This is a genomic window from Pseudoalteromonas sp. JC28, from assembly GCF_013319255.1.
Taxonomy (GTDB): domain Bacteria; phylum Pseudomonadota; class Gammaproteobacteria; order Enterobacterales; family Alteromonadaceae; genus Pseudoalteromonas.
Genome location: NZ_QOKX01000010.1, coordinates 1 through 23,157 on the forward strand (window position 1 = coordinate 1; position 23,157 = coordinate 23,157).

The 23,157-nt window shown below is 43.8% G+C and carries 17 protein-coding genes and 1 rRNA gene; all 18 read right to left on the reverse strand.

Annotated features, from left to right (window positions below):
* Positions 1–413, reverse strand: a 16S ribosomal RNA gene (locus DS891_RS19940); the annotation flags it as partial.
* An 886-nt stretch (positions 414–1,299) separates the two neighbouring features.
* Positions 1,300–2,157: a tetratricopeptide repeat protein gene (locus DS891_RS19945; protein WP_010607880.1), complete on the reverse strand. Its 858-nt coding sequence runs from the start codon at positions 2,155–2,157 to the stop codon at positions 1,300–1,302.
* A gap of 78 nt (positions 2,158–2,235) precedes the next feature.
* Entirely contained in the window at positions 2,236–4,158 is a 1,923-nt protein-coding gene (locus DS891_RS19950; protein ID WP_174170739.1) for a DNA topoisomerase III, read from the reverse strand.
* A gap of 103 nt (positions 4,159–4,261) precedes the next feature.
* Positions 4,262–6,376 carry a methyl-accepting chemotaxis protein gene (locus DS891_RS19955; protein WP_174170740.1) on the reverse strand — a complete coding sequence of 705 codons (2,115 nt, stop codon included), beginning with the start codon at positions 6,374–6,376 and terminating at the stop codon, positions 4,262–4,264.
* 216 nt (positions 6,377–6,592) lie between these two features.
* Entirely contained in the window at positions 6,593–6,919 is a 327-nt protein-coding gene (locus tag DS891_RS19960; protein ID WP_010370840.1) for a Na+/H+ antiporter subunit G, read from the reverse strand.
* 9 nt (positions 6,920–6,928) lie between these two features.
* A complete protein-coding gene (locus tag DS891_RS19965) occupies positions 6,929–7,198 on the reverse strand; it encodes a K+/H+ antiporter subunit F (protein ID WP_010370838.1) in 270 nt (89 codons plus the stop codon).
* Positions 7,192–7,728, reverse strand: a complete 537-nt coding sequence (locus DS891_RS19970; RefSeq protein WP_010607877.1) for a Na+/H+ antiporter subunit E — start codon at positions 7,726–7,728, stop codon at positions 7,192–7,194. Before DS891_RS19970 ends, DS891_RS19965 begins: the two co-directional genes overlap by 7 nt.
* Positions 7,729–9,243 carry a monovalent cation/H+ antiporter subunit D gene (locus tag DS891_RS19975; RefSeq protein ID WP_174170741.1) on the reverse strand — a complete coding sequence of 505 codons (1,515 nt, stop codon included), beginning with the start codon at positions 9,241–9,243 and terminating at the stop codon, positions 7,729–7,731.
* Complete coding sequence (locus tag DS891_RS19980) at positions 9,240–9,581, reverse strand: Na+/H+ antiporter subunit C (protein ID WP_010370832.1); 342 nt, start codon at positions 9,579–9,581, stop codon at positions 9,240–9,242. Before DS891_RS19980 ends, DS891_RS19975 begins: the two co-directional genes overlap by 4 nt.
* Positions 9,581–12,373, reverse strand: coding sequence for a monovalent cation/H+ antiporter subunit A (locus tag DS891_RS19985; protein ID WP_130164624.1), 2,793 nt, complete (start codon positions 12,371–12,373; stop codon positions 9,581–9,583). The genes DS891_RS19980 and DS891_RS19985 overlap by 1 nt, the downstream gene beginning before the upstream one ends.
* 203 nt (positions 12,374–12,576) lie before the next feature.
* Entirely contained in the window at positions 12,577–13,704 is a 1,128-nt protein-coding gene (locus DS891_RS19990) for a hypothetical protein (protein ID WP_174170742.1), read from the reverse strand.
* Positions 13,682–14,569, reverse strand: coding sequence for a lipoprotein NlpI (gene nlpI / locus DS891_RS19995; protein ID WP_010607873.1), 888 nt, complete (start codon positions 14,567–14,569; stop codon positions 13,682–13,684). The genes DS891_RS19990 and nlpI overlap by 23 nt, the downstream gene beginning before the upstream one ends.
* Before the next feature lie 209 nt (positions 14,570–14,778).
* On the reverse strand, positions 14,779–16,905 hold the full coding sequence (gene pnp / locus DS891_RS20000; protein ID WP_010370826.1) for a polyribonucleotide nucleotidyltransferase: 2,127 nt from the start codon (positions 16,903–16,905) through the stop codon (positions 14,779–14,781).
* 224 nt (positions 16,906–17,129) lie between these two features.
* Positions 17,130–17,399 carry a 30S ribosomal protein S15 gene (rpsO, locus tag DS891_RS20005; RefSeq protein WP_010370825.1) on the reverse strand — a complete coding sequence of 90 codons (270 nt, stop codon included), beginning with the start codon at positions 17,397–17,399 and terminating at the stop codon, positions 17,130–17,132.
* A gap of 105 nt (positions 17,400–17,504) precedes the next feature.
* A complete protein-coding gene (truB, locus tag DS891_RS20010) occupies positions 17,505–18,452 on the reverse strand; it encodes a tRNA pseudouridine(55) synthase TruB (protein ID WP_045989551.1) in 948 nt (315 codons plus the stop codon).
* Entirely contained in the window at positions 18,452–18,856 is a 405-nt protein-coding gene (gene rbfA / locus DS891_RS20015) for a 30S ribosome-binding factor RbfA (protein ID WP_010370823.1), read from the reverse strand. Before rbfA ends, truB begins: the two co-directional genes overlap by 1 nt.
* Positions 18,857–18,938: 82 nt before the next feature.
* A complete protein-coding gene (gene infB, locus DS891_RS20020) occupies positions 18,939–21,626 on the reverse strand; it encodes a translation initiation factor IF-2 (protein WP_010607871.1) in 2,688 nt (895 codons plus the stop codon).
* A gap of 25 nt (positions 21,627–21,651) precedes the next feature.
* Positions 21,652–23,151, reverse strand: a complete 1,500-nt coding sequence (nusA, locus tag DS891_RS20025) for a transcription termination factor NusA (RefSeq protein ID WP_010607870.1) — start codon at positions 23,149–23,151, stop codon at positions 21,652–21,654.
* Between the last annotated feature and the right edge of the window lie 6 nt (positions 23,152–23,157).

Sequence of the window (23,157 nt, forward strand, 5' to 3'; positions counted from 1 at the left end):
AAGGCCTTCTTCACACACGCGGCATGGCTGCATCAGGCTTGCGCCCATTGTGCAATATTCCCCACTGCTGCCTCCCGTAGGAGTCTGGACCGTGTCTCAGTTCCAGTGTGGCTGATCATCCTCTCAAACCAGCTAGGGATCGTCGCCTTGGTGAGCCTTTACCTCACCAACTAGCTAATCCCACTTGGGCCAATCTAAAGGCGAGAGCCGAAGCCCCCTTTGGTCCGTAGACATYATGCGGTATTAGCCATCGTTTCCAATGGTTGTCCCCCACCTCAAGGCATGTTCCCAAGCATTACTCACCCGTCCGCCGCTCGTCATCTTCTAGCAAGCTAGAAATGTTACCGCTCGACTTGCATGTGTTAGGCCTGCCGCCAGCGTTCAATCTGAGCCATGATCAAACTCTTCAATTAAAAGTTTTTTGAAGCCTAAGCTTCGTGCTCATTGAATTCTGATTGTTTKTTTCTACTTTTYAAAAAAGTAAAATCAAAACGAATTGACTATATAGTCACTCAGTTACAATTGAGACTCTAAATTTGTTTGCGTCATCTAGCGAACTAGAATCTGCTGTTAGAACTCAATCTGTACGAGTGCCCACACAGATGATTGCTTCATATTTTTAAAGAACGTTTCGAAACATTTCGTTGTTTCGAGGGATGTGCATTCTAAGCATTCCCAATTTTTTGTCAACACTTAATCACTTCGATTATCGATTTAAGTTTCTTTTCGAATCCTCAAAACCTAAGTTTCACTTGACTCCCAACTCGTTAGCCTGTTGCTTTTCAGCGCTGCTCCCCGTGNAGCGAACTAGAATCTGCTGTTAGAACTCAATCTGTACGAGTGCCCACACAGATGATTGCTTCATATTTTTAAAGAACGTTTCGAAACATTTCGTTGTTTCGAGGGATGTGCATTCTAAGCATTCCCAATTTTTTGTCAACACTTAATCACTTCGATTATCGATTTAAGTTTCTTTTCGAATCCTCAAAACCTAAGTTTCACTTGACTCCCAACTCGTTAGCCTGTTGCTTTTCAGCGCTGCTCCCCGTGCCGGTGGATGCGCATTATAGGGAAATCCGATTTTAGTGCAACCCCTTTTTTCATTAAAACTTATAAAAAAGGTTTGTTCGAACAGAAAATACACAAAACCACTTAAAAACCACATTAATGAAATATTTTCTTCATAAAACTGTCACCAGTTTTCGCGAAGGGATCATAAGTATTGATCAAATTTGGGAGGATGCAAGATACAGTTGAAGAAATTTTCACCTGTATCTTGGTATTCAACTATCTATTCTTTTAGTAAAGAAGACTATATAGCTTTCGTCGATATGCTGAAGCAACACTATCGCCATCAGGAAGCGAAGCGATAATATCTAAAAATCCCTTTTTGGCTTCACCGTAGTTCATATCTTTCTTAAGCACCATAAGTAGGCTTGCCAATGCTTCTTCTTTTTTACCCACATCTAACTGAGCTTGAGCTAACTGACAACGTAAGTCTAATGAATCAGGTTCAGCTTCCACCGCTTGCTCTAGACGCTTTACCTCTGGTGAATCTTGTGCAGCCGCAGCTTGCGCCAATTTAGCGACTAAATTGTGGTAATACGGGTCTCGCTGTTCTTCATTTATAGAATCTAATAACGCTTGAGCTTCATCAAATTTTTGAATTTGCATGCAGATATCCGCAAACACCAACTTAACCCGAGTGTTACTACTGTCAATGTCGTATGCCTTCTTCGCATAACCAAAGGCATTATTTAGGTCACCGCTTGCGAGGAACTGCTTCGCTTGATCAAGTAAAATAACTTCAGGTGATGGTAAATGCTCAGACAAAGCTTCTTTAATTTCTTCTTCTGTTTTTGCCCCTGCCAGCATATCTACTGGCGCACCACCTTTTAAAATCACAATCGTTGGCAAAGCTTGTAAACCAATTTGCTGAGCGAGTTGAGATGCCAGCGCTTGTTGGACATCACAATCAATAACGCCTACGGTTATATGCTCACTATAAGCTGCCGCTATCCTCTCCAATATTTGGTCTTGCTGAACACATTCAGGATTTTGATTGCTATAAAAGGTCAGCAATAACACTTTCTCTGGATTTGGATCGGTTATTACTTGCTGAATGTTTTCAGGGGTTAGTTGGATTTTATTGCTCATATTCTATTTTCTGTCTGAGTAATTAATATGGTTGATATAGTGACACTATCTGAATTTACAACCAAGCCAAGAAAACAATTATGCAGAGCTTGGCTTTCTCTTTCGGGTAAATTTCCCCTTTCTTGCCCCACGTTTTTTAAATGCAGGTACAGGAACACCTTTCAGTGCATTCGTATTGATAGACTGAGCGCTGTCAATAAATCCACCTAACTCATCACAAAGCGGTTGCATAAATTGATTATACGACGTTTCCTTATTGGCGATCTTTCCGAGCAATGACTCCCAGAGCGCTGTTCTATCTGGTAATGAAAGTGACTCAGGTAGGGTTTGAATAAATGCTTTTCCCAGCGCCGTAGAATATATCGTCTTACCTTCTCGTCTAAGAAACTGCCGTCTAAACAAAAGCTCAATAATTCCGGCCCGCGTCGCCTCAGTGCCAAGCCCATCAGTGTCTTTCAATACCTTTTTGATAGATTGATCGGAAACAAACCGTGCAATACCTGTCATCGCACCTAATAAGGTAGCTTCAGTGTAATGCTTTGACGGCTGAGTTTGTTTTTCTTTAACTTCACCTTTCTCGCATAAAAGTTGCTCTCCCACCTGTAACTCCGGCAATAGGCTTTCTTTCTCGACCTCATGACCTTTAAACAGTATCTTGAATCCTTGATCTGTTATTTGCTTCGCTTGTGCTTTGAATTGACCACCACTAATCTCCAACTCCACTTTAGTTTCGTTGTAGCGGTAGGGGTGAAAGAATTGCGCAAGATACTGTACAGAGATGAGTTGATAGACCTGTAACTCTCTATGCCCAAGCTGAGCACTGCGGAGCTTTTTAGTGGTTGGAATGATAGCGTGATGCGCTTCTACCTTTTTATCATTCCAACACGCTCCTTTTAGATTCATGTCAGCTAACTTAATAAACTTACTTTCTATTCCCTGATTGTGCTCGGCAGCCGCAATGACTTGCTCTCTTTCAACAAAATGTTCTTGTGGTAGATAACGGTTATCTGATCTAGGGTAAGTGATCAATTTATGTTTCTCATAAAGTGCCTGACAAATATCCAACACTTGCTGAGCCGATAAACCGTAGCGCTTATTTGCGTCAATCTGCAAAGAAGAAAGGTTATAGGGTAACGGCGGGTTTATCTTTTTTGGTTTTGTTTCAACCTTATTTATTGTTGCTTGCTTTTGACTGATCCGATCCGCAACGTTTTCGGCTAAGGCCTTAACCAGAACACGCCCATCTTCGTCCATATAGGGCTTACATGCTTCACTTGGTACCCACTTAGCTTCAAAAACACCCCAATTTGGTTTATTGATGTGTGCAATCACCTCATAAAATGGTTTAGATACAAAGTTCTCTATTTCTAGATCTCTTCTAACAACCAAACCAAGTACCGGAGTTTGCACTCTGCCAACCGACAAAACAGTATTCACTCCCGCTTTTTGCCCGGCCAACGTAAATGCTCTGGTTAAATTCATCCCAAATAGCCAATCCGCTCTAGCTCTTGCAAGTGCAGATACACTTAAAGGAACAAATTCTTGATTAGAACGTGTCGAAGCCAATGCCTTTTTCACAGCTTGTGGGTTTAAATCACTGATCAACAAGCGTCGGATCGTTGCTCTTTTCCGTTCAGGCAAGTTTACAAATTGAAATACTTCGTCCACGAGCAATTGCCCTTCTCTATCAGGATCTCCAGCATGGTAGATTTCATCGGCTTTTGTGAGTAACTTTTTTAAAGTGCTAAGCTGCTTTTTTGTTTTTGGCTTTGCTTTGAACTGCCATTGAGTCGGCACGATTGGTAGATCATGAAACTGCCATTTTTTGTATTTGACGTCGTAGTCTTCAGGTTCTGCTTGTTCCAACAGGTGACCTATACACCAAGAAACCACATCACCATTCGCGACTTCTATATAACCATCTTGTTTTTTATGTGGTTTTGGTAAGACATCGGCGATTGCTCGGCCTAAAGAGGGTTTTTCTGCGATATAGAGTTTCATGATTAGCTTAACTGTATATAGATACAGTTATCATAGTGAATTTTGACGAAAAACACCATAGCTGCAAAGAGACTGTCTCCAGTCTCTTTGCAAACCAACAAACTTACGTTCTTAATAAATTAAGTTGCTTATGTTTTTGTTCGACTATCAGCGTCATTGAACTGGCCGCTTGCTCTACTTCATCTGCAAACTTCGAAAGCTCAGCAGCGGCATCTGAAATGCCCGTCGTATTCGTATTAATTTCTTCGGTAACCATACTTTGCTCTTCCGCAGCCGTAGCAATTTGTGTTACTTCGTTAGAAATGCTTGTCAGCTCAGCAACTAGCGTACTCATTAACCTAGCCGATTCTTGGCAATAACTCACTGCGTCTTCACCTAGCTGCACAGAACTCTCAATGATCCGGCCTGAGTTCGCGACTTCACTCTGTAGGTTATCTATTAGTTTACTAATGTCGTCCGTCGATGCTTGTGTTTTTGACGCCAAAGCTCGAACTTCATCTGCAACAACCGCAAAACCACGCCCTTGCTCCCCTGCCCTTGCCGCTTCAATTGCCGCGTTTAAGGCCAGTAAATTAGTTTGCTCTGCAATAGCTCTGATCACTTCTAGTATTTTAGAAATATCATCACTGCGCTCAGATACCTTCACGACCGCTTGTTTTGCATCAATGACTTGATCCGCCATTGATTGCACCGTTTCGGTCGTTTTAATGATGCTTTGTTCGCTTTGCTGAACTTGATCTGCGGCCTGATTCGTACTTGCAGCCGCTTTTTCCGATGCCCGAGCCACCTCTGAAGCAGTTGCACTGAGTTCGTTAATTGCAGTAACTACGCTATCTATTTCTAAGTGCTGATTAGCGACTTTGTTTTTGATGTTTATCGCGGCTTCTGTTGTTCGATGCGACTGCTCGTAGGAAGATTCAGCAAGACCTTTGAGGTCATCAATCATCTTTCGTAGTTTATCAGTAAAGCGGTTAAAGCCATGTGCCAAGGCAATCAACTCAGCATGATGACTCACTTCTAGTTCATGCGTTAAATCGCCTTCGCTAGAAGCTAAGTTCTCTACCCGCTCCTGAATATGCGTAAGCGGGCCGATAATTGTGTTCACTAATACCACCGCAATGGCAATGCCAATAACAGCAATAACAATACCGATAATGAGCATCCAGCGACCAACGGAGTTTGTCGACTCCTCCAGCTGACTTTGCAGCGTTGTAGCAGAACTAAGTGCAATTGCCTTAGGTAGTTCGATTACTAGAGACCAAGTGGTGTTTGGTAACGCAATTTTAATCGGTACCGCTACGACTAAGTCTTCACCAAGCTCTTTAATCCCAGAACCTGTGTGCAGCGATTTTAACACCTCAGCCCTATCTGACTTTGTCGACTCAGCAAGTGGGCGGGCTAAATTCTTGTAGTGACTAGAACCCACAACAAGACCCAACTCACTTAACAAGGTTACCTTAGCGGCTCCTGAGTAAAGCGAGTTTGAGAGCTCGTCGACCATGGTTTGGAAAATCGGCAAATTTACATCCACGCCCACTAAGCCTCTAAATTGACGATTGACCACGACTGGTGTGGTCAATGAGGTCATCAGCATTTTGTTGCCCGGAGAAATTTCATATAAATAGGGCTCCATGATACACGGCGCCACTTTATCTTTTGCGCACAGATACCACTCGGCTTCTCGTAGGCCAAACTCATTGATTGCATCGGCATATTTTTCTTCTGCCGACTCAACTTTTTGTTGCATCGGACCATTGGCTTCTTGAGTAAAGTAGAGCTCTAAGGTACCAGCGCCCGGCACAGAGTGACTCGAACCACCTTGATTACTGGCATCATTGCCATCGTAACCATTCGGTTCAAACTGTGCATACATAGAAGACACAAAGCGATTTTGCTTTAGCGCACCATTGACAATTTCTTGCACTTGTTCACGGCTCAGAGGATCCTGCTCGGCGGTATGAGATAGTACACCCGCCAAAGTATGAGGAACACGATAGGCTTCATTGATAAAGCCAGCCACACGTTGCCCATATTGATTGCCTTTAGCGATAAGACCTTGGGATATTTCATCATAAATCGCTTGTTGGACCCCTTCACTTTGCTTGGTATTTTCTGCTGCAAGGTGAAACCACATTGTTGTCACTAATATAACAACCAAACTCGTTACTAATGCTGTTACAAAGAATAAGAGTTTGTTTTTAATCGAAGCTTGTTTCATAACATTCCCAGTTTTTAGACTTAGTATGCAAACAAATTGCACTGCACGTTCATCATCAACTTGATAAAACGAGTGACCCCTATTTTTATCGGCGACTATGAAGTCTTTTTTAACTGTAGCAAAAAATTTAATAACGTACTGAAATTTATGATGCTTGAGTGGGATTATTTAGGGAATAAATTATAAAGTGATGGGTAAAAAAATAGCGCCGAAGCACTATTTTTTTATCTTGTCTTTGCCTGTCGTCTTTTCATTACTCGGCAAGCGGTGATGTATTGCTGACTTAATCAGCATATATCCAGAAATAGGGGCAGTGAGCAGCAAAAATATTGAAATCAAGATTTCCTTTACACTCACACCATCAGTCGTGGTACTAAAATACACCATTGCCGAGGTCAATAAGCACGCCATTCCAAGCGTTGTGGCCTTTGTAGGACCGTGGAGACGCATAAAAAAGTCAGGCATTTTCACAAGACCAATAGAGCCTATCAATACAAACGCACCACCTAACAGTAATAAAATGGAAATTATCCATTCCGACATATCGCTCTCCTATTCTATGATGTCGCCGCGTAGCAAATACTTACATACCGCAACCGTACTTACAAAACCAAGCATTGCTATTAATAATGCGGCTTCAAAGTACAATGCAGTTCCCATACTCATTCCGTAAAGAATAATAAGCGCAATGGTATTTATGTACATGGTATCGAGCGCTAAAATTCTATCTGGAATTGAAGGTCCAACAACCAAACGCCAAAGATTTAGCAAAAGTGATACACCTATCATCGCAAAGACAATAAGAATTACAGTTTCTAGCATTCAAAAATCTCCTTCAATGGCGCTTCATAACGAGATTTAATAGTATCAATCAACGCTTGCTCATCCGTAAGATCTAACACGTGGATCAATAAGTATTTACGTTCTGGTTTTTCGCCACTTTTTACAGACTCAGGCCAAGGGTATACCTCAGCACTTACGGTGCCAGGAGTTAAAGATACCGTGCTGGCTAAAATAGTGATTGGCATAGCTTGATCTATATCGAGCGGCACCAACACGAAACCGGGGCGCAATTTCTTCGTTGGTCCTAAGATCTTTATCGCAACCTCAACGTTGGCGGTAATGATATCGTAAAGTACCAAAAGCAAATGAGTAAACGCACGCCATGGCTTAATGATCAGTGGCTGCTTAGTTCTAAACCGATAGGTAATAAGCGGGATCACAATCGCTAGAATAGTCGCGAGAATAATATGCCCAGCTGACACACTATTATTCATCAATAACCACACAGTAAATAGCAGTAAGCTGCGAAATGGAGTTGGTAGCCATTTAAACCTTGCTTCTAAACGCATCTATTTCGCTCCTTTTAACACAGCATTCGTCATGCTAGAAAAGTCGTGCAAAGAGTCGGCTGCCGACAATGCGTAATCAGTCAATGGACCGGCAAAAATCACCATTAACGGCGCACAAGTTATCAAGGTAAGAATTGCGATAATTTGGGCTGGGTGCGCTTTTTCTGCCGATTGTGTATCAGCCTTACCTGTATGATGCCAAAACACTGTGCTACCAGCTTTTGAGACACTTACTAATACCGCTAAGCTTACTAACAAATACACCGCCCAAAACCAATACGTGTGACTCGACTCGATGGTCGACTTTAAGATCCATACTTTGCCAATAAAGCCTGATAACGGCGGCATACCAATCACAGTGATTGCCGCAATCGCAAACATGATGCCAAGTAACATAGGTTGAACTACTGGGCGACCCGCGGTGATCCTATCAGCGACTTTCCCCCTTTGTTTCCCCACTAAATCAGCAAGTAAAAACAAAGCAGCAGACACTAATGTCGAGTGCACTAAATAGTAAATGGCTGCAGCGCTGCTATTTACCGTTTGTACGGCGACTAATGCCACTAGGGTACCAACTGACACCACCACTAAATTTGCAGACAGCTTACGCAAATCTTGACTAGCAAGTACGCCGATCCCACCCATGACGATAGTCGCCAGAGCGAGCCACCATAGCCACTCTTGTGCCATATGACTTAATTCACCAGCTTGGTCACCAAAAATCAGTGTATACACACGCATCATAGAATACACACCCACTTTAGTCATGATTGCAAATAAAGCAGCTACAACAGGTAACGCGGTTGCATAGGTGTTTGGCAGCCATAGATGAAGCGGTAGCAAGGCGCCTTTTAGCGCAAATACAACCAATAATAACAAGCCGCCAATTTTAGCAAGATAAACATCATCTCCTTGTAAGAAGGTGATCTTATATGCCATATCCGCCATGTTTAGGGTACCAAGCACACCGTACAAGATACCTAATGCAATCAAAAATACCGACGAACCTACTAGATTTAGGATCACGTATTGCAGTGAAGCACGGGTATTGTGCTTATCACCACCATGCATTAACAGCGCATAAGACGCTATCAACAAAATCTCAAAGAATACAAATAAGTTGAACGCGTCACCAGTTAAGAAGGCGCCATTTACCCCCATCACCAAAAAGTGCAGTAACGGATGGAAGAAACTTCCTCGTTCGTCGTCTCCGGCACAGCTATACAGCGAACACACAAAACACAACAAAGCGGTTAAGCTGACTAACAGAGTCGAAAGTTGATCAGCAACTAACACAATACCAAACGGTGCTTGCCAGTTACCAATCGCATAAACCTGAATGCCAGACTGCTGAACATGTAGTAAAAGTGAGGCACAAACTGCAAACGTAATTAGCGACATAAGTACTGAAACTTTACGCCTAATCGCTAAGTTCTTACCACACGGTGGCATCAGCAGGATCACCCCTGCCAACATAGGTAATAAAATAGGTAAAGAAGTCAAATGTTGGATCATGCTTTACCCTTTTTGTCAGGAACAATGCCATTTACATGGTCATTACCCAAATCAGAACGACCGCGAATAGCTAAGATCACGACAAATGCCGTCATCGCGAACCCGATAACAATTGCCGTCAATACCAAGGCTTGCGGCAGTGGATCTGCATACTCACTGCTATAACCAAGCACTGCTGCTTTGTTTAAGGTCAATCTACCCGATGCGAACAAAAACAAGTTGACCGCATAAGACAACATAGTTAAACCAAGAACAACAGGGAATGTTCTTGCTCGTAGAATCAAAAATACGCCACAGGCTACTAGCAAGCCCACGCACGATGCATAAAGCAATTCCATTAAATATTCACCTCTTCTTTGGGCGCATTTGCCGTTACTTTACCTAGGCTCGCCAAAATCATCAGCGTTGCACCTACCACGGTGATATAAACACCAAGGTCGAATGCGATGGCACTTGCCAACTCAGTTTTACCTACCAATGGGATATCAAAATAATCAAACCATGAGGTTAAGAATGGTTTGCCAAAGAACCAACTTCCCACACCGGTTGCTAGAGAAATAGCGATACCCGTTGCGATAATCTTGCGGTAATTGACATCAAAGCGCTCTGCAATCCAATTCGAACCATGAGCAATATATTGTAAAATAAAGGCTATCGCCGTGATTAGGCCTGCGATAAATCCACCACCCGGTAGATTGTGGCCGCGCAAGAAAATATAAACCGAGACCAGCAATGCCAAAGGCAATAAGCTTTGTGAAATACTTGCCAGCAGTAGCGGATATCTTTCTTTCGCCCAAGGTCTGCCTTCACTGTCACTGCCAGGCATAAATAATGGTAAATTAATCAGTAACTTATAAATCCCCAGTGCCGCAATACCCAGCACGGTAATTTCACCTAGCGTATCAAAACCACGGAAATCCACTAAGATAACGTTAACGACATTCGTCCCGCCACCGCCAACTTTGGCGTTTGCAATAAAGAACTCAGAAATACTATCCAATGGCCTTGTGATCAAGGCGTAACTGATACTTCCGATGATCACACCAATTGCTGAAGCAATACCCATATCACGGAGTACGCGAATAGAACTAGACTCCTTCGGCGTTCTTTGCGGTAAGAAGAATAACGCAAGCATCAACAGAATAATGGTCACTACTTCTACCGTTAACTGAGTAAGCGCCAGATCCGGTGCTGAGAAGCGCGTAAAGGCAACCGACACCATGAGACCAACAACCGAAATCATTAGCAGTGCAACCATACGAGTACGATGCCAGATAACCGTGCCAATCGCTCCAATCATTAATAAACCAGCACCAATACCGTTATGTACGTCAATTGGCGTCGGCTCTAAATTACCCACTAACTGTGACATTTCAAACAATGGCCAGCCTGCACTCACCAGCACAACGATAAACATCAGCATCAGATAACGCTGTAACGAACCATTTTCTATTGCGTTTACACGCGCGCGACTCCAAGACACTATGTTGTACATAGTGCGTTCAAACGTTTTCTTAGCGTTCATCGGCGGTAATGAAGCTTGGAATTGGAATAGATATTTGCGCTGAGTATAAATTAATAAGCCACCACATACCGCAAGGCCACTCATGAGCAGTGGTAAGTTAAAGCCATGCCAAATAGCAACCTCAAAGGTTGGCGCAGCCTCCCCTAATACCGCACTTGATGCTGTCTTTAACATGCCATCAACGATAAAGTTAGGGAACATGCCGACTATCAAACATAAAGCGACCAAGATTTCGATTGGAAAACGCATATAGCGCGGCGCTTCATGTGGCTCCTTGGGTAAATCAATTGGATCTCCATTGAAGAATACGTCATGAATAAATCGTGCCGAATACGCAACAGAGAATGCACCGGCGATTGTCGCCAAAATTGGAATCAACCACGACATAGAGCCCAGCAGTTGCTGGTGTAGCGTCTCGGCAAAGAACATTTCTTTTGACAAGAAACCATTAAGTAGCGGCACCCCAGCCATCGCAGAAGCGGCAACCATCGCAAGCGTTGCGGTATAGGGCATAAAACGCCACATACCGTTAAGTTTACGCATATCACGAGTGCCCGTTTCATGGTCGATGATCCCCGTCGCCATGAATAAAGAGGCCTTAAACGTTGCGTGGTTAATAATATGGAAAACCGCCGCGACAGTCGCAAGCTCAGTATCCAGACCAAGTAATAAAGTAATAAGGCCTAAATGACTGATCGTTGAAAACGCCAGCAGACCTTTTAGATCATGCTTAAATAACGCGATATAGGCACCAACGAGCAATGTCGCTAAGCCAGTTAACCCTACGAGGATAAACCACAGCTCTGTACCCGCCAGCGCAGGATAAAAGCGCGCCAGTAAGAATATCCCAGCTTTCACCATAGTCGCAGAGTGTAAGTACGCACTTACAGGTGTTGGTGCAGCCATCGCGTGCGGTAGCCAGAAATGGAATGGAAATTGCGCGGACTTGGTAAATGCGCCCAGTAGCACAAGGATTAACGCCACTTCATATAATGCATGGGATTGAATAAGCTCACGACTAGATAAAATCACATCCAGGTTATAACTACCTACAATATCTCCTATCAACATCAAGCCGGCAAGCAGTGCTAAACCGCCACCGCCAGTGATCGCAAGTGCCATTTTCGCCCCTTTGCGGGCCTCTGACTTATGCCACCAATAGCTAATAAGTAAAAATGAACTAATACTGGTAAGCTCCCAGAATAACCAAAGCTGTAATACGTTATTAGACATAACGATACCAAGCATGGCGGTCATAAAGAGCATTAAGTAAGCATAAAGTTTAGGCATGGAATCATTGGGGCTCAGGTAGTATCTGGCATAGAAGATAACCAGCATACCGATGCCCAAAATCATGAAAACGAACAGCAACGCAAGACCATCCAGTCTAAACGCGATGTTAATATCTAGAAGCGGAACCCATTCAAATGTGTACCGAATAGTCTCTCCTGCGAAAACGGCAGGAGCGAGATCAACAGCAAGTAAAATTGCCACTGCTGGCGCTACTAAGGTTATAGCAGTCGACTGATTACGAGAAAGCTTTCCCGTAAATGCAGAGATAAAACTGCCAATTAAGGATAGCAAGGGTATCCAAAATAAAGTCATAGATGAAACCTTTTATTTGCGTCGTTATGGCTCGTTTAGATTAATGTGACATTCCCCCTTCCAAGTTGGAGCGATCGGTACACATCAACCACACGTACATGAACCCTGTTATACTTGATTAGTGTTTGAGTTGTCTAGAGTTTCACTTTCTAGCTGATGCTATTTTAGCCAACCTTAACAAACTATTCAGAATAAGTTCAAAACTATTCAGCCGAATTAACCGCTATTTTATCCTCTAAACGTATTGAATTCAGTACTGCTAACCACCTTTGACGGTAATTTGCATCTAACTTAATTGATTGATATTCGAGCAAAGAGTGACTATTCGAGGGTTTATATGAGGAAAATTTACCTAACTCGCAGGTGCGACTTGGCACCCAATTGTTCGGTGCATGGTCACCAACGTAAAGATTTGGTGCCTTTTGCCCTGAAGTCGCGCAAAGCCATTTTGCTTTTTTAGCTGGTACTGGGTATTCATCTTCAAAACCACTAAAGTGCATAAGCTCGTGTACCAGCGTGTTGTAAGTGCTGGCGCCGCTCAAAGTCATGTGCTTACCGCTGACATTAGCAAGCCCCTCCGTTGCCATAAACACCAAGTGATCGTATTTTGACAAGCCCTGCTCGTATCGTAAGTCGCACATTGCAAATCCCCTTTGCCTCTTACAACTGAGCTTATTCGCCGCATATATCGGTTTAGATAAACAATATACGCCTTTGGCTGGCTCTGGTTGTTGCTCATAAGCATGTTTAAGCACTTGTAAACGCTGCAAACCATCTAAATTACTGGCGATTAATGCGAGATTAAACTGACAAGACGCACCTAAATGCTGACGCTCTGAGAGAGTGTGAAACTGTCTTAAATAGGGGTTATTCAAAAATGTCGTGACAGACTTTCCTTGCCACACAGCGAGCAACGAAGTGAGTTCTGGGTTTAACGCGTAGCGCTTTGAAAGCGCATAAAGCAAGTGATATCGGCCAAGTGATATTAACTGCTCGGACACTTGCTGACGCTGCTGACGATTTAAACGAGACCAAGTATCAAGTAAAAGCAGCTTAGTGCTATTTTTCTCTTGAGCACTCAAATCGCGCTGTAACCGTTCAAACTCCCAACTTGGTTGCTTTAGGCCTGCAATGGCTTTTACTAATTGTGCACTTGCTTGTGAGGGTAACACCTCAAGCGCCGGTGCAATGGCAAAATAGCTATTTGGATTGGCGACGACAAGTGCTGATTTTTGCGCGATAGAGAGGTGTGCATAATTAGGACTGCTTGAAAACAGCAGCCCTATAAGCATAAAAATAAAAAGGTGTTTAGCTCGCGTCTTGTTCGTCATTCAACTGGGCAAGTAAATCAAGCTCAAGACGGGCGTATTTATGTTCTACAAACTCATATACATTGGTTGCCAATGCGAGCTTAAAATAGCTAATCGCAGAGGCTAAGTCCCCTTGCGTCTGATATTGCTTAGCCAGATAAAAATAGGCCTCACAGAGACGCTGCGCATACTCTTCTTGGGTGCTCACGCCCTCAGAGATCTGCGCAAGAAATGCTTCTTCAGATAAAGTACCCAAATACAATGCAACTAACTGAGACGACCACTCGTCAGGGTCTAATGCTTGGCTATTTGCCGCCAATGTCTGCTTAGCAAGCGCATCGTCTACTTGCTGCTGAGCAATATACAGCCACATAGCACGGTACGCATCTTTTGGAGCACGCGCCAAAAAGGCTTCAAAATCTTTTACAGCTAAATCGGCTCTTTCACCGTAATACAATGCGATACCACGATTTAAATAGGCATATTCATGTTGCTCGTCGAGCTCTAGCACAGCATCAAACATTTCATATGCCCGGCCATAATTTTGCTCTAGCGTTTGATGAATACCTAGGAAGTTATATACTTCAGCGAGATCTGGCTTAATTTTTACGGCGCGATTGAAGTCAATACGAGCAAGGGTTTGCAAACCAATGCTATCGTACAGCATACCGCGATTGTATAGCAGCTGCGCGCGTTGCTCATTTGCCATATCCGGCTGCAAGAGTAACTCGTTAAATCGAGCAATGGCAATTTCATTACGGAAATTGGCTTGAAGTGGTACTGCAAGCGGAACATTTACAATGTTTTTAGTGGCCTCTGGCTGCGTGCTTTTACATCCTACCAGCCCCATTAGCACTAATGGCACAACTATTTTCGCTAACTTCATTTCCTTCCTCATTCAATGGCATTTGCCCGTTTAGAGTCTTTGCACAGGTATACCAACAATCTGATTATTTACTATAACTTTGCCTAGTTCTCTATTGACCAGATAAACTCAGTTTTGTTTCATCATTTTGAGTCAAACAGCATTAAAGCATAAAAAAAGGGGCTATTCAGCCCCTTTACACTTCTATTCTATGCAAAGCATTGCAAAGATTACTCAGCGCCTTCTTCTTTAGGCTGCTCAGCTTTTTTCTCTTGTGCTTCTTTGATACTTAAGCGAACACGGCCTTGGCGGTCAACTTCAAGTACTTTAACTTTAACTTCTTGACCAACAGTTAAGTGATCTGAAACGTTATTTACGCGCTCTTCACTGATTTGTGATATGTGCACTAGGCCATCTTTACCAGGAAGTACGTTTACAAACGCACCGAAGTCTACGATACGGATAACTTTACCAGTGTAAAGCGTACCAACTTCAAGCTCTGCTGTAAGCGCTTCGATACGTGAAATAGCAGCTTGTGCACTATTACCATTCGTTGCAGCGATCTTGATAGTACCGTCGTCTTCGATTTCAATCGTTGTATCTGTTTCTTCAGTAAGCTGGCGAATTGTTGCACCACCTTTACCAATAACTTCAGCAATCTTCTTCGCAGGGATCTTCATAGTGTAGATACGTGGAGCAAACTCAGATAGCTCTTCAGAAGGTGCAGAAATCGCTTGGTCCATCACACCTAGGATGTGTAGACGCGCAGCTTTCGCTTGGCGAAGCGCGATCTGCATGATTTCTTTGGTGATACCTTCAATCTTGATATCCATCTGTAGTGCAGTTACACCGTTTGCTGTACCCGCTACTTTAAAGTCCATATCACCTAAGTGATCTTCATCACCAAGAATGTCAGAAAGTACAACGAAATCTTCGCCTTCTTTCACTAGACCCATCGCGATACCAGCAACTGACGCTTTAACTGGAACACCAGCGTTCATTAGCGCAAGTGAAGTACCACATACTGATGCCATTGAAGATGAACCGTTTGATTCAGTGATTTCAGATACTACACGTACTGAATATGGGAATTCAGCCAGTGTTGGCATTACTGCCGCAATACCACGCTTAGCTAAGTTACCGTGGCCGATTTCACGACGCTTAGGAGACCCTACAAAACCCGTTTCACCTACACAGAATGGAGGGAAGTTATAGTGAAGCATAAAGTGATGCTTGTGAGTACCAGTTAGGTCATCTAGCATCTGCGCGTCACGCTCAGTACCAAGGGTTGCTGTTACAAGTGCCTGAGTTTCACCACGAGTAAAGATTGCAGAACCGTGAGTACGTGGCAGTACACCCGTCATCACGTCTAGCGCACGAACCATATCTGGTTCACGACCGTCGATACGTTTTTCGCCAGCAATGATACGGCTACGTACAATTTTCTTCTCAAGTGAGCTGAATGTTTTACCTACCACTTGCTCGTCTAGTGACTCGCCTTCAGCAACTTCAGCGCCTAGCTTTTCAATGACTTCCGCTTTTGCTTCAGAAAGTGCTTCTTTACGTGCAACTTTGTCAGTAATACGGTAAGCATCACCTACTTTTTGCTCTGCAATTGCAGCGACTTTTTCAGCTAGTGTTAAATCTTTTTCAGGTGCTGTCCAATCCCATGCAGCTTTACCAGCTTCAGCGCGGAATTCTTCGATTGCTTTGATGATAGCTTGTGATTGCTCGTGACCATATACAACAGCGCCAAGCATTTCTTCTTCAGTTAACACTTCAGCTTCTGATTCAACCATTAGTACTGCGTTTTCAGTACCAGCAACAACTAGGTCAAGCTTACTTGTCTCTAGCTCTTTTAACGTAGGGTTAAGTACGTATTGACCATCGATGAAACCAACGCGCGCGGCACCTAGAGGGCCATTGAATGGAATGCCAGAGATAGCTAGTGCTGCTGAAGTACCAATCAAAGCAACGATATCTGGTTGGATCTCAGGGTTTACAGAAACCACTGTCGCGATAACCTGAACTTCGTTTACAAAGCCGTCTGGGAATAGAGGACGAATTGGACGGTCGATTAGACGAGCGGTTAGTGTTTCACCGTCTGAAGGACGACCTTCACGCTTCAAGAAACCACCAGGGATACGACCCGCAGCGTACATTTTTTCTTGGTAGTTAACCGTTAGTGGGAAAAAGTCTTGGCCAGGAGCCGCTTCTCTTCTTCCTACAACAGTAACAAGTACCGAAGTATCACCAATGCTTGCAAGTACTGCGCCGTCAGCTTGACGTGCGATAGCACCTGTCTCTAGAGTCACCGTGTGTTGACCTAGTTGAAATTCTTTAATAATTGCTTGCACAATATTTTCCTTACTAAATTGTTTTCAACGTCAACGGGGACCAATCACAGTCTTAAATAAACTCACCATAATTTACTTAAGCACTACAATTGGAAATCCGATTGACGCTTGTTTAAAAGTATTTTTAAACGGCTGTAAGTATACTGATAGAACAGCCACAAAAAAAGGGGCTAATTAGCCCCTTTTTTACTGTTGGATAAATTTCCAACAAGAAATCAAAAATATTAGCGACGTAGGCCAAGCTCTTTGATTAGTGCAGCATAACGGTCAACGCTCTTGCCTTTTAGGTAGTCAAGAAGGTTACGACGTTGGCTAACTTTACGTAGAAGACCACGACGTGAGTGGAAATCTTGCTTGTGGTTAGCGAAGTGACCTTGTAGCTTGTTGATGTCAGCAGTTAGAAGTGCAACTTGTACTTCTGGTGAACCTGTATCACCTTCTGCGCGTGCGAACTTTGCTACGATTTCTGCTTTTTCTTGATTGCTTAGTGACATAATAACTCCAAAATAAGTTTAGTAATGCTTCAGCCGATCACTAATTCAGCCAAAGCGGAAGCTGGCGGATTATACCAGCATAAACTCCCCTTGCATAGGAAGATTTTATTGTGATTCCGGCTGAGCGGAAGATAGCGCGCGTTTTGCTTTCAATAATCCTTGTGGATTACGCTCGCCAATCCCAACAAACTTACCATCGGCAACCACTTTAACAATACCGTCTGGTAAATTTTCGACAGCAACGGTTTGCCCATGACCAAAAGCAACGCCTTGCTCAGCACTAATATCAACAACGCTCAAATCGACCAAAGCGGTATCCATCGGCAACAATAATTCATCGAGATAAGTCGAAGGCGCAACTTCTTCCGCTTTTGCTTTCTCAAGTAACGCTTCTAACTCGACTAAGGTAATCATTTTGTCGCTAGGGTAATGACCAACTTCACTACGGTGTAACATAATGACATGCGCACCACAGCCAAGCTTTTCCCCCAAATCATCGACTATCGTACGAATATAAGTGCCCTTAGACACATGCACCGTCATTTGAATTTGTTGAGTTTGCTCGTCATATTCATCTAACGTAATACGATAAACATTAATCTTGCGACATTTTCGCGGTACTTCGATGCCTTCGCGGGCATATTTGTATAGCGGTTGGCCCTGATATTTGAGCGCCGAATACATCGAAGGGTACTGATCAGATTCCCCCAAGAAGCTGGCAATTTCTTGCTCTAGCTGCTCAAGTGTTACATTTACTGGTCGCGTTTCAACAATTTCACCATCAGAATCTGATGTCGTCGTGCGCTCACCCAGCTGCGCTCTCACCACGTAGGTTTTGTCAGTATCAAGCAAAAACTGGGTAAACTTAGTTGCTTCTCCAAAGCAAATTGGCAACATACCTGTTGCCAGCGGATCCAAAGCACCGGTGTGGCCCGCTTTTTGAGCGAAATAAATGCCCTTTGCTTGCTGTAGTGCTTTGTTAGAAGAAATACCTTGCGGTTTATTTAATAACAGAATGCCGTCGATCGCACGGCCTTTGGTGCGACGCGCCATTACTCTTCCTCTTGGTCTTTATCTCCAGACTCAGGACCACGCTTTGCGTTGTCTTCTCTGATCACAGAGTCAACCAAGTTAGAAATACGCATACCTTCCATTAGGGAGTTATCAATAACAAATTTAAGCTCAGGCATGATACGCGCACGGATACGCTTGCCAAGAAGCGAGCGGATATAACCGGTTGCTTCATTCAGAATAGCCGCACTTTGCTTAGTTTTGTCTTCATCACTCGTATTCAACACAGTAATGAATACTTTTGCATAAGAAAGATCGCGTGATACCTCAACAGCTGACACTGTTACCATACCCAATCTTGGATCTTTAATTTCGCGCTGTAGGATCACCGCAATTTCTTTTTGAATTTGCTGTGCTACGCGATCTGTACGAGAAAATTCTCTCATTTTCACCACTTAAAATTTCAAAATCTATGAGATCACAAATGGGGGCTAGTGCCCCCATCTCAAGTATTTTAATAACTTACAATTAAAGCGTACGCTCTACCTGTACAGTTTCAAATACTTCGATTTGGTCACCGACTTTAACGTCGTTGTAGTTCTTAACGCCGATACCACATTCCATACCGCTACGAACTTCAGCAACGTCATCTTTAAAGCGACGTAGTGACTCAAGCTCACCTTCGTAAATAACAACATTATCACGAAGTACACGGATTGGCGCACTACGTTTAACCACACCTTCAGTTACCATACAACCTGCAACAGCACCGATCTTAGGCGACTTGAACACGTCACGAACTTCAGCAAGACCAATGATCTCTTGCTTAAATTCTGGTGCAAGCATACCTGTCATTGCTTGTTTTACTTCTTCGATTAGGTTGTAGATAACGCTGTAGTAACGTAAGTCTAGGTTCTCAGTATCAATAACTTTACGCGCCGAAGCGTCCGCACGTACGTTAAAGCCAACCATAATAGCGTTAGAAGCCGCTGCAAGTGTTGCATCCGTTTCAGTAATACCACCAACACCAGAGCCTACGATCTTCACTTTAACTTCATCTGTAGACAGTTTAGTCAATGAATCAGCGATTGCTTCGATAGAACCTTGAACGTCTGCTTTCAGTACGATGTTCACTTCAGATACGTCGCCTTCAGTCATGTTAGAGAACATGTTCTCAAGCTTCGCTTTCTGCTGACGAGCAAGCTTCACTTCGCGGAACTTACCTTGACGGTATAGTGCCACTTCACGTGCTTTACGCTCATCACGAACTACTGTCGCTTCGTCACCAGCAGCTGGTACGCCAGAAAGACCTAAGATCTCTACTGGAATTGAAGGACCCGCTGATTTAATGTCTTTACCGTTTTCGTCTTTCATCGCGCGAACACGACCATATTCAAGACCGCAAAGTACGATATCACCTTGGTTTAGGGTACCTGATTGAACAAGTACAGAAGCGATTGGACCACGACCTTTATCAAGGCGAGATTCGATTACCACACCAGACGCCATGCCTTCTTTAGAAGCTTGTAATTCTAATAGCTCAGATTGCATTAAGATAGCTTCTAGTAGCTCATCAATACCAAGACCAGTCTTCGCTGAGATATGAACAAACTGCGTTTCACCACCCCAGTCTTCTGGGATTACATCTAGTTGAGCAAGCTCATTCTTAACGCGGTCAGGGTCAATACCCTCTTTATCCATTTTGTTCACAGCAACGATAAGTGGTACTTCGGCCGCTTTCGCGTGTTGTACCGCTTCTTTCGTCTGAGGCATTACACCATCGTCCGCTGCAACAACAAGTACAACGATGTCGGTTGCTTTCGCACCACGAGCACGCATCGACGTAAACGCCGCGTGTCCAGGAGTATCTAGGAAAGTGACCATGCCACTGTCCGTCTCAACATGGTAAGCACCGATATGCTGAGTAATACCACCGGCCTCGCCGTCAGCAACTTTTGCTTTACGAATGTAGTCAAGCGTTGACGTTTTACCGTGGTCAACGTGACCCATTACCGTTACTACCGGCGCTCGTGGCTCAAGAGAACCTTCTTCACTGCGGTCACTTAGTACTTTTTCTTCCAGCTCGTTTTCTTTCACTAGAATAACTTTGTGACCCATTTCTTCTGCCACTAGCTGCGCAGTTTCTTGATCGATAACTTGGTTAATGGTAACCATGTCACCCATCTTCATCATTGTCTTAACAACTTCAGCGCCTTTAACTGCCATACGAGAAGCAAGTTCTGCAACAGTGATAGTTTCACTGATACGTACTTCTTGTTTCACTTCTGCCGCAGGCTTTTGGAAACCATGCTGTAATGAAGTTGGCGCTTTTAAGCGACCTTTTTTGCCTTTCAGCCTCTTCGCATTCGCTTCTGCTGCTTCTTCTTTCGCACTTGGCTTTTTCTTCTTCTTACGACGTGCGCTTTTCTCTTCACGTGCGTCAGACTCATCTTCCGCTTCACGAGCGTAAGTAGAAGTTGTTAGGTGGTGATCAGCACTTTCTTCTCGACGAAGACGCTCTTCTTCTTCCGCCTTCCAACGTGCTTCGTTTTCTTCCGCTAGACGGCGAGCTTCTTCCGCTTGACGTTTCGCTTCTTCTTCTGCCTTTTTCAGGGCTGCTGCTTCTGCTTCTTGACGCAGACGCTCAGCTTCTTGACGTTCTTTAATTTGTTGCGCGCTATCCACTTCTTTACTCTGCTTATCTTTGGCTTGACGTTCAGCATCCGCTTGTCGCTTCGCCTCTTCTTTAGCTTTGCGCTCGGCTTCCTCATCGGCCTTGCGTTCCGCTTCTTCGCGCGCATTGCGCTCAGCTTCTACTTTGGCCTGTTGCTCTGCTTGTTGCTGAGCCATTAACTCTGCTTCTTTGCGCGCAGCTTCCTCTGCAGCTAAGCGTTCTTCCTCTCTCTGCTGCTCGATTGCGCTCTTTTTAACGTAAGTGCGCTTCTTACGGACTTCTACAGATACAGACTTTGCTTTACCAGATGAGTTAACACTTAACGTGCTTTTACTCTTACGCTGTAGAGTCATACGCTCAGGGCCGGTTGAACCAGTGCCACCGTGTTGCTTGCTTAGGTGATCAAGCAACGTCGCCTTTTCGGATTCAGTAACTTGGTCGCCCTCGGCTTTGGTGATCCCTGCATCTTTTAACTGTTGTAGTAATTTATCAACAGTTGTACCAATACTCTCGGCTAGTTTGTTAATGCTCACTTCTGCCATATGTGATGTTACCTCCGTTAATAAATTACTCTTCGCTGAACCAGCAAATGTTACGTGCGGCCATGATTAACTCACCAGCTTGCTCTTCTGATAACTCAGAAATTTCAACTAAGTCATCAATACCCTGCTCTGCAAGGTCTTCAAGTGTAACGATACCTTTGCTAGCAAAAACAAAAGCGGTATGACGCTCAAGTCCTTCAAGTGCTAGTAGGTCTTCTGCAGGTTCTGCATTTTCAAGACTTTCTTCATCGCGAAGTGCTTTCGTAGTCAGTGCATCTTTCGCACGGTTACGTAGCTCTTCAACGGTTTCTTCGTCTAGACCGTCGATTTCTAAAAATTCAGCTACTGGTACATAAGCCACCTCTTCAAGTGAAGAGAAACCTTCGTTAATCAGTAGTGTTGCAAAATCATCGTCGATGTCTAGATTTTCAGTGAATAGATTAACCAATTTATCTGATTCTTCCGAGCTCTTACGCTCCATCTCTTCCACTGTCATTACATTTAGTTCCCAACCAGTAAGTTGGCTAGCTAAACGTACGTTTTGACCATTACGACCAATCGCTTGCGCTAGGTTGTCAGCTTCAACTGCAATTTCCATCGTGCGCGTATCTTCATCCATTACGATTGAAGCTACTTCAGCCGGTGCCATTGCGTTGATTACGAACTGTGCTGGATTATCATCGTAAAGTACAATGTCAACACGCTCACCGCCAAGTTCTGAAGACACAGCTTGTACACGTGCGCCACGCATACCAACACATGCACCTACAGGGTCGATACGCTTGTCGTTTGATTTTACAGCGATTTTAGCACGAGAACCAGGGTCGCGTGCAGCACCTCTAAGTTCAATCATTTCTTCGCCGATTTCCGGAACTTCAATACGGAATAGTTCCATCAACATTTCAGGCTTAGAACGCGTAACAAATAGCTGAGCACCACGCGCTTCAGGCTTCACTTCGTAAAGTAGACCACGCACGCGGTCACCCGGACGGAAGCTTTCACGTGGTAGCATGTCTTCACGGTAAATTACCGCTTCAGCATTGTTACCAAGGTCGATAACGATAGCGTCACGCGTTGCTTTTTTAACAACACCTGTCACTAGCTCGCCTTTTTGATCTTTATATGCATCAACAACTAATGCGCGCTCAGCTTCACGTACTTTTTGTACGATTACCTGTTTCGCCATCTGTGTGGTGATACGGTCAAATTTAATTGATTCGATCTGCTCTTCAACGTAATCACCTAATTGAACGTCAGGCTCATCAACTTGCGCCGCTTCAATCGTGATTTCCGCATATGGATTTTCTAGTGAACCGTCTTCTTGTGGTTCAACCGCTTTCCAACGACGAAAAGTATCGTACTCGCCCGTTTTACGGTCGATAGTAACGCGTACTTCGATCTCACCGCCGTGCTTCTTTTTTGTTGCTGTCGCTAGTGCGAACTCTAATGCTTCAAAAATCTTTTCTCTTGGGACCGCTTTTTCATTGGAAACAGCTTCTGCCACCAACAATATTTCTTTTGCCATAGGTAA

What these genes read in the sequence shown, in the direction of transcription:
- DS891_RS19945 (WP_010607880.1), bottom strand. Translation starts at nt 2,157, where the DNA reads ATGAGCAATAAAATCCAACTAACCCCTGAAAACATTCAGCAAGTAATA.
- DS891_RS19950 (WP_174170739.1), bottom strand. Translation starts at nt 4,158, where the DNA reads ATGAAACTCTATATCGCAGAAAAACCCTCTTTAGGCCGAGCAATCGCC.
- DS891_RS19955 (WP_174170740.1), bottom strand. Translation starts at nt 6,376, where the DNA reads ATGAAACAAGCTTCGATTAAAAACAAACTCTTATTCTTTGTAACAGCA.
- DS891_RS19960 (WP_010370840.1), bottom strand. Translation starts at nt 6,919, where the DNA reads ATGTCGGAATGGATAATTTCCATTTTATTACTGTTAGGTGGTGCGTTT.
- DS891_RS19965 (WP_010370838.1), bottom strand. Translation starts at nt 7,198, where the DNA reads ATGCTAGAAACTGTAATTCTTATTGTCTTTGCGATGATAGGTGTATCA.
- DS891_RS19970 (WP_010607877.1), bottom strand. Translation starts at nt 7,728, where the DNA reads ATGCGTTTAGAAGCAAGGTTTAAATGGCTACCAACTCCATTTCGCAGC.
- DS891_RS19975 (WP_174170741.1), bottom strand. Translation starts at nt 9,243, where the DNA reads ATGATCCAACATTTGACTTCTTTACCTATTTTATTACCTATGTTGGCA.
- DS891_RS19980 (WP_010370832.1), bottom strand. Translation starts at nt 9,581, where the DNA reads ATGGAATTGCTTTATGCATCGTGCGTGGGCTTGCTAGTAGCCTGTGGC.
- DS891_RS19985 (WP_130164624.1), bottom strand. Translation starts at nt 12,373, where the DNA reads ATGACTTTATTTTGGATACCCTTGCTATCCTTAATTGGCAGTTTTATC.
- DS891_RS19990 (WP_174170742.1), bottom strand. Translation starts at nt 13,704, where the DNA reads ATGACGAACAAGACGCGAGCTAAACACCTTTTTATTTTTATGCTTATA.
- nlpI (WP_010607873.1), bottom strand. Translation starts at nt 14,569, where the DNA reads ATGAAGTTAGCGAAAATAGTTGTGCCATTAGTGCTAATGGGGCTGGTA.
- rpsO (WP_010370825.1), bottom strand. Translation starts at nt 17,399, where the DNA reads ATGTCACTAAGCAATCAAGAAAAAGCAGAAATCGTAGCAAAGTTCGCA.
- truB (WP_045989551.1), bottom strand. Translation starts at nt 18,452, where the DNA reads ATGGCGCGTCGCACCAAAGGCCGTGCGATCGACGGCATTCTGTTATTA.
- rbfA (WP_010370823.1), bottom strand. Translation starts at nt 18,856, where the DNA reads ATGAGAGAATTTTCTCGTACAGATCGCGTAGCACAGCAAATTCAAAAA.
- infB (WP_010607871.1), bottom strand. Translation starts at nt 21,626, where the DNA reads ATGGCAGAAGTGAGCATTAACAAACTAGCCGAGAGTATTGGTACAACT.
- nusA (WP_010607870.1), bottom strand. Translation starts at nt 23,151, where the DNA reads ATGGCAAAAGAAATATTGTTGGTGGCAGAAGCTGTTTCCAATGAAAAA.